The 7,713-nt window shown below is 47.8% G+C and carries 8 protein-coding genes and 1 other RNA gene; 1 reads left to right on the top strand and 8 read right to left on the bottom strand.

The annotated features are described in order from the left end of the window. Positions 1 to 201, top strand: a 201-nt coding sequence (locus P5674_RS22055; protein WP_315643016.1) for an SUMF1/EgtB/PvdO family nonheme iron enzyme, incomplete at its 5' end; no start/stop codon positions are given. 227 nt (positions 202 to 428) lie between these two features. On the opposite strand, the gene P5674_RS22060 is transcribed toward P5674_RS22055, so the two are convergent. The 8 genes from P5674_RS22060 to P5674_RS22095 form a co-directional block, all read right to left on the bottom strand. Beyond that, positions 429 to 1,832, bottom strand: coding sequence for a recombinase (locus tag P5674_RS22060; protein WP_315643017.1), 1,404 nt, complete (start codon positions 1,830 to 1,832; stop codon positions 429 to 431). A 214-nt stretch (positions 1,833 to 2,046) separates the two neighbouring features. Further along, positions 2,047 to 2,441, bottom strand: a transfer-messenger RNA (tmRNA) gene (ssrA, locus tag P5674_RS22065). Between the two features lie 143 nt (positions 2,442 to 2,584). After that, a complete protein-coding gene (mdh, locus tag P5674_RS22070) occupies positions 2,585 to 3,568 on the bottom strand; it encodes a malate dehydrogenase (protein ID WP_006616588.1) in 984 nt (327 codons plus the stop codon). A gap of 215 nt (positions 3,569 to 3,783) precedes the next feature. Beyond that, complete coding sequence (locus P5674_RS22075; protein ID WP_006616587.1) at positions 3,784 to 3,999, bottom strand: NAD(P)H-quinone oxidoreductase subunit O; 216 nt, start codon at positions 3,997 to 3,999, stop codon at positions 3,784 to 3,786. A gap of 217 nt (positions 4,000 to 4,216) precedes the next feature. Further along, a complete protein-coding gene (locus tag P5674_RS22080; protein WP_006616586.1) occupies positions 4,217 to 5,131 on the bottom strand; it encodes a DNA-formamidopyrimidine glycosylase in 915 nt (304 codons plus the stop codon). Positions 5,132 to 5,231: 100 nt separating this feature from the next. Further along, a complete protein-coding gene (locus P5674_RS22085; protein WP_006616585.1) occupies positions 5,232 to 5,465 on the bottom strand; it encodes a photosystem I reaction center subunit IV in 234 nt (77 codons plus the stop codon). 168 nt (positions 5,466 to 5,633) lie between these two features. Then, complete coding sequence (locus P5674_RS22090; protein WP_006616584.1) at positions 5,634 to 6,386, bottom strand: MORN repeat-containing protein; 753 nt, start codon at positions 6,384 to 6,386, stop codon at positions 5,634 to 5,636. A 128-nt stretch (positions 6,387 to 6,514) separates the two neighbouring features. After that, positions 6,515 to 7,639 carry a hypothetical protein gene (locus P5674_RS22095; RefSeq protein ID WP_035737108.1) on the bottom strand — a complete coding sequence of 375 codons (1,125 nt, stop codon included), beginning with the start codon at positions 7,637 to 7,639 and terminating at the stop codon, positions 6,515 to 6,517. Between the last annotated feature and the right edge of the window lie 74 nt (positions 7,640 to 7,713).

Consider the following 7,713-nt stretch of genomic DNA (forward strand, 5'->3'; position numbering starts at 1 on the left):
AATCGTTATCAAAACTATATTGAATATTTAGTCAACTTTTTGAGCAACACAAACAGGAGGGGGAGGGTGCTGCGCGGCGGTTCGTGGAACAACAATCCTGGTATCTGCCGTTGTGCCTTCCGCGACTGGTTCGTCCCGGACTTCCTCGTCAACAGCCTCGGTTTTCGGGTAGCCTGTGCCCCCCCGACTCTTAGCCCTTAGTATGTAGTATGTAGGTTGGGTGAAGCGCAGCGTAACCCAACTTCCCCCAGCCCAACCTGGTTTCGCCAATGCGGAACCCGGGACTTGAAGCAAAATTACAACCTATAACCCCCATTCTACCCTCACACTGATGCACTCAAAAGCGATCGCACATTTAGGAGTGAGTGCCAAATGAAGGCCCCTAAGTATTTAGCCTAGAGGGTATTGTGTTGTCGATTTATTGAGGGTTAATCATCAAGCTGATATATTACCCTAAGAATTGCCTTAATCTGTGGCAAGTCTGGATTGATACCATGATTGGTTAGTGCTTGCTTTGCCATATCTAGCGGTAATGGCTGCTTTTGATGTCGTGTCAGGATACCTAACTCTGTGGCAAGGTTGCGACGTTTTTTGTACTTGCTGTCATTAACCGTTACCGAGTGACCAAACGAACGCGCCCTGATTTCCTGTGGTATCCCGTTCATCTCTCCCAGTTGGTTGGCTAGATATCGGAAAGCTAATGCTTGGGTGAATCCCCAATTATGGTTAGTTAACCATTGTCTGTGGTTACGATTAAAGCCCGCTGGGTTCTTAGGTTCAGTAATAGGTAAACAGACGTTATGAATCCCTAGACGGTTAATCAAAGCCTTGTCTTTTGACATTGGTATTGCTAACCTTTGACCTGTTTTGGTGCTACTGCCAAAGTAAGTAAACTCACCAATAACCAGCACTAACTCAAGGTTGTTAGGGTCAGATACAGCCGGGAAAGTGATACCGTCAACCGTAATGGCTTTGGTTAAGTTTTGACCTGCCGCAACTTCTGACGGTCTCAACCCGTATAGGGTACACATCGCACTAACCCAGCACCAACCATCACGCGCATTATTGTCTGTGACAGAACGATAATCAGTGTTGCGTTCTTTGTCTAGTAAACTTAACAAGGTATCCAAGTCTATACTTTGGGATTCAGCAAATACTGTTTGGGTTGGGTCAATCTTTTCCAGTTTCTCCAATGCTTTTTTGCAGCCAGCACGTTCTGCTACTTGTCTTAATCGATAGTAACGATTTTTGAAGTCTTTGTGACCTACCGGACTACTGCCATCTTGTAACGGGCTATATAACGCTTCTTTTATACCCTCCCAGCTCACATAAACATCCCAGTCTGTGACTTTGTTAAACACAGTAAGAAAACAGCGTTTAAATGAACTTTGGTCACTAGCCAGATCACGGGAACGTTTCCGCTTAGTGTTCTTGTGTACCCCATTAAAGTAATCATCCTCCATTTCTTTAAACACTTGACGATAGGTGATTAAGTCGTTTTCCATGGGAACTTTGGATTCATCAAGGATAGTAGCCTTGTACCAGTCCAGCCATTCAGATACTGACTGAAATTGTCCATCAAGGGATTTATGGACTAACCAAGCCTTGTCTACAGCCTTGCGGATACCCTCTGGAGTAAATTGGCAATTACAGCCCCGTTGCTTACGTCCCCCAGTTTCTGGGTCGTTTGTGATGTCTAGTTGGATTGTCCCCCGATTGCGCTTAATCCTGACACCCTTGGGACATTGTTGGCGGGATAAGTTGAAAAACTCAAGGATATCTTGAAAACCTTGATATATACCGCTGTGCGTACTGTTTGTACTTGTACTCATTTTACACTCACTCCTAATAATGCGATCGCTTTCGAGTGCATCAGTGTGACGGTAGAGTAAGGGTTATAGCTTTTATGGTGGGTTCGACCCCTCTATTGTCCACTAAAAGCCTCTTCTGGCTAAGGTTAACCGGAAATAGTGAAATAGTTTTTAAAAATGCGATAACCGGGTTAAGCCTTTCCCAGTTATCGCAGTCAGGATAAAGTTTTACAGAAAATGGAGCATATGGGAATCGAACCCATGTCCAAAACGACTATTTACGCCCTGCTCGTTCACAGACATAGCCCCTCTAATCCTTAGGGCGGGAACCGTCACTTATCCCTGACGGTAGGATTCTCTAGTAGAGTCTTTTTCAGTTAAGCTACCAGAGAACGCTTAACCGAAGCATCCGTTGGGGTTTAACCCACAGTCCTTAACGGAGTCAAACCGTGAGTGCTCGAACCTATAGGAGGTATTCGTTATTAAGCAACAGCGGCTTTAACGCGAGCGAAAGGTACGACGTTGTTCGCACTTACATTTTTTGTGAACCTTTGATTTTCGAGAGGAGGCTCACTCTCGGCCTGAATCACAAGGTCGGTTTGATCGTCCTGTCGAAACCAGTAATGCCCCGTGTATACAAATAATGATAAATGATAAATCCCAGACTGTCAAGGGCTTTGGTGAAACTGTCTGTGGTCCGCAAGAGTTAAGGAAGGGGAGGGGTTTTTTCGGGGCGGGTACGTCATGGCACTACTAAGACCCGCCCCCGGCGGCTAAACAGCAGCAGTGGCAGCCAAAACGGCATCGGCTTTTTCAATACCTTCGCGAACTGATTGAGCGCAACTGTTGAGTGCTTCGCGTTCATTGTCTGTCAGGTTTAATTCCAGAACCGCTTCTACGCCTCGACATCCCAACCAACAGGGAACCCCTAGGAAAATATCCTTCATGCCATATTCTCCCTTGAGATAGGCAGAAGTTGGCAATAGACGACGACGGTTGAGTAAAATAGATTCTACCATAGTCCGCACGGAGGAAGCGGGAGCATAATAAGCGCCGCCAGTTTTCAGAAGTCCGACTATTTCTGCCCCCCCATTACGAGTGCGAGCAATCAGACGATTAATGGTTTCAGTATCCATTAACTCTGTAATGGGAATGCCATTAACTGTAGAATAACGGGGAAGGGGAACCATTAAATCGCCATGGCTTCCCATAACGGTTGCATTAACATCAGCAACGGAAACGTTTAATTCTGTGGCGATAAAGGCTTGGAAGCGAGCTGAGTCTAACACTCCTGCCATTCCCATAATCCTAAAAGGTTCGATTTGGCTGACCTGCCAAGCTATATAAGTCATTACATCCAAAGGATTGGTGACTATGATAATGACTGCATTAGGGGAACTAGCGATCGCATTAGTAACAGCACGAGCCACAATAGGGGCATTAGTTTCGATCAAGTCGTTGCGGTTCATGCCGGGAGTCCTAGGGCGACCGGCTGTAATTACGACAACATCTGATCCAGCAGTATCTGCATAATCATTAGTTCCGAGAATTTTGCGATCGTGACCTTCGACTGATCCGGCTTGCATCAAGTCTAGGGCGACCCCTTGGGGCAAACCCTCGACGACATCAAGCAAGACGACATGGGCGACATTACTCTCTGCTATGCGCTGGGCTAGGGTACCACCTACTTTACCTGCCCCAATGATGGAAACCTGGGTAGGGTGACATGAAGGAGGAAAAAACATACTAGAAGCCATCTGCATATACCAATTAGATTTTGATTAACGGTCTGCCAGACGGGAAGTAAAGGCTGGTTGGTAAGGGGTAGGGCTAATTTGAAGCCTCCCCTACTGCCCCTAGGGATTATGGGCTATTGATGCCCTACCCTGGGGGTGTTAGTAGTACCCCAGCCTAGTTATGTCAGGATATAGGATTAACCGGGTGATCCGATCGCCCATGGAGTCGCACATGGCTATTTAGCGGGTTCCAATTGGTCAATCCGCAACCATATAGCTGGTGTAGGGACTCGACCAAATTTGACAAAGGCATAATCTCCCTTAGTTTCCATGACTTCCCCCTTAGTTTCAAACAAATAGGGAGGTAATCGGGAGTCGCTGGCGGTCACTTCTAGGCTATTTTCTAATTTTTCCCGAATGGCGTGAACAAAATCTCCGCGTTTAATAGTCATAGCGAGCAGGATAATAAATGAATCTATCCCAAATTTTAAGGGCTTGTGAGTTAATTTGATGTCAAGGATTGTGCGATAGCCACGCGAATGTTTACAAACAAGGTATTCATTCTCTGTTGTACTTGTTCCGGCTTCCCATCTAACGAACGGCCAATTACATTTTACCGTTACAGATGATAGACGTAGCTTTATGAACATCTATCTTAACAATCGAGATTTAGGGAAGATCACAATTGAGTTGAGGTTGACACATAGGACAGAAATGGGTTCCCCGTCCCGATAGTTTAATTTTAGTGATGGGGGTTTGACAAACTCGACAGGGTTTCCCGCCACGTTGATAAACCCAGGCGTGGCTACCGTAGTTGCCGTTAACGCCTTGGACGTTGAGGAAATTACGAATAGTTGTGCCACCGTCTGCGATCGCCTGTTGCAAAACTGCGACAATGTGGGTATAGAGGCGATTAAGTTGGTCTGGACTGAGACGACAGCTAGGAGTTGTGGGTTGAATTCTGGCCAAAAATAAGGCTTCGTCGGCGTAAATATTGCCCAAACCAGCTAATATAGATTGGTCTAGTAAAGCTGTTTTAATGGGTCTTTGGCTGCGCCGTAGTTTGGTGGCTAAATACTCAGGGGAGAATTCATCGCTAAGGGGTTCTGGTCCCAATTCCCGCAAACCAGAAATCACATCCATGACCGCCAGATGGGGGGGAACCAACCAGATTTTACCAAAAGTCCGCTGGTCAACAAATCTCAATTCTCGTTCTTCAGGCAAAAACAGTCTCACTCTGGTATGTTTTGGCAGAGACTGGTCAGAAGTACACCACAAAAGTTGTCCGGTCATCCGCAGATGCACACCCAGCCAGCCCCCGTCGCTTGTCTGGGTCTCGATAGGGTCTTTTGATGTGAAGATAGGATTTGATGGCTGTGATGGGGCTTGTAGTTGCGCTAACAGATATTTTCCCCGCCTATACCAGTGGTTAATGGTAGTGTTGTTGATTTGGGCGATAAATTCCACAGGACAGGGGTGGGCGATCGCACTATCTAAGAGGACATCCGCACCCACTATAGGCTGATTGAGGGTGGTCTGATTCAGACCCTTTCTAACGGTTTCAACTTCGGGTAACTCTGGCACGGAAAAATAAGCAGGTATACAGTCGCTGCGATTAAGGTATTGACAGGCGGCAGGGACTGTCTGACACTGCCGCCACGAGATTAGCCGAGATCAGTCTAGTTTACTTCTTAGCTGCCTTAGCTGGTGCTTCTACTTCGATCAACTCAGCTTCAGCAAAGTTGTTAGTGTTAACGCCGCCATCAACACCGCAGTAGGCGTTGTAGTTGACCTTATCAAAACGAACAATCACAGGATAGCGAATCCCGCTTTTATCCACGGAAACAACTGTTCCCACTTCTTGGAACCAATAGGACTCTTGGCGAAGAATGCGAACTTTAGAACCACGTTGAACCATTGGTTTATTTTCCTCTATGTCTAAAATGCGTTAATCTTCAGCCTACTACTGGATCAGCCATCTGATTCACTTCAGTTTTTTAAGTTTTATTGCTAACCTACCCACAGGGTTGGGGCTTCCGTGAGGGAGATTTCCCCAAAACTGCTGATTTGTGGTGACTTAGAGGGTTCAATCCTGCCGTCTACCATCGCGGAAGGTACCGGGGAAACGTTGTCCGGCGGTGTTAATGAGAACGCCTTGGCCGTGGGGGATACCGCCGCGCAGTTCCCCTTCATAGCGAAAACCGTTAGGGAAGGTGCAATTGCCTTTTCCGTCGAGGGCTTGATTAAAAAATTCTCCTTGGCAGGTAGTCCCATCTGTGCGGGTTAAGGTTCCCTGTCCAAAGGGTCCCCCGGCAAAAAATCTTCCCTCAAAGCGATCGCCATTGCTATAAACAAACTGCCCTCTGCCGTGGGGTTGGCTGCTAGTGGTACCGCTACCGACTTCTGTGACCAGTTGAAACTCACCAATATAGCGATCGCCATTGGCAAAAATCACCGTTCCGTTAGTAATCTGGCCATCTCTAAACACTCCCACGACACGGGAATCATCAGCAAAGATAAACACACCTTGACCATTAGGGAGACCATTGCGAAATTCTCCCTCAAAGCGATCGCGGTTAGCATAGACAAAGATACCGCGTCCTTCTGGGCGACCGTTGACAAAACTACCGGTGAAATTATCTCCCCCTTCATAGTTGCACGTCACCTGGCCGGTAGGTAGTTGTCCTTCACAGATAGGGGGGCGACCGCCTTCTGTTTGGGCGTTGGCTGGCAGTGTGACTAACAAAGCAACAGATCCACTCAAAGCCATTGTGCTGAGGAGAGACTGGGTGAACGGTCCTAGGGTAACAAAGCCAAATTTTTTAACTAAATTGAACATAAAACTCAACCCATGACATTGATAATTCCCTGGTTATCAAACCCAAGGATTTTTAGTTCAATGACTAACCTAAACCACCGGGGATATGGCTCCAAGGCAGCCAGAGGATAACCACAACCCCCAGTTAGTTAGGACTGATTACGAACAAAATTGTTGATAGTTTGTGGCATTACAATCATGTTAGCTTCATCCCCAAGGGGTCCGCTAACCTCACCTACCATTCTAGCAACTTCAATGCCGTTCTGCTCAAAGATGACAATCGGATCGCTGTCTCGGCTAAACTTGACGCGCTTAATCAGAACTTCTCCCCCGGCAATGCGTTGACCAACACTCACATAACGACTGGTGGGTTCATTAGGAGCCTTAACAATAATTCTGGTGTCATCTCCTGTTCTGAGGACTCCTGTTACTTCTATGGCACGAGCTAAATCAGTGGAAGGGGGTGGAGGGGGTGGAGGGGGTGCTGCTGGTGCAACGGGAGGGGGAGCATTGGGGTCAACCCATGCGGGTGGTCTGGAAGTGAGGGGAAGTTGAGGCAGATCTGGCACTCCAGCTACAGCTAGATCTGGTAATCCTGCTGCTGGTTCAGTAATACCGGGTTGTCCGTTGGCTACGCCTGGCTGTGCGGTAGGGGCTCCTGGTCGTCCGTTGGCTACCACTGGCTGTGTGGTAGGAGCTCCTGGCTGTGCGGTAGGGGCTCCTGGTCGTCCGTTGGCTACCCCTGGCTGTCCGTTGGCTGCGCCTGGCTGTGCTGTGGGGGCTCCGGGCTGTCCTGGCACGGTAGTAACGGCAACAGGAGTTCTCCATTGGGGCGGTTGCATAGCTACGGGAAGACTGGGTAGGTCAGGCACTTGTTTACTGGGTAAGGCGATCGATTCACTGTCTGCTTGCACGTCTGGGGGTCTATCTGCAATAACCGGTGGAATCGGTCCAAAGGGGTCAAGTTGTTGACCAGGAATTGGAATAGTTGCCGGTGCAGCAGGTACTCCATTTCTGCCGGGCAGAAGCTGTCTCAATCGTTCCTCTGATTTGGTAGACTGAATCAAACCTGCTTCTGGCGGAGGAGTTTCAGTAACTAGAGGATCTTCAAATGGTGTTTCTGCTGTAGTTTCCTCTTCCGATGGGTCAACTGGGGTTGTTTCTTCTGTGGGAGTTGGAGTCAATGTAATTTCCTCCTCCGGTGGCTCCGAAGCACAACCCCCTAGCCAGAGTGATAAAACCCCCGCTACAATCACAAATAGAACTTTACGCATTGCCTATCCCCAATGATGCTGATACATTTACGCGACATTTATCCGGCTATTGCCTGACAATGCGACGATAGCAA

Origin of the sequence: Limnospira sp. PMC 289.06 (assembly GCF_032350395.1) — a bacterium.
In the GTDB taxonomy this organism is placed as follows: Bacteria; Cyanobacteriota; Cyanobacteriia; order Cyanobacteriales; family Microcoleaceae; genus Limnospira; species Limnospira platensis.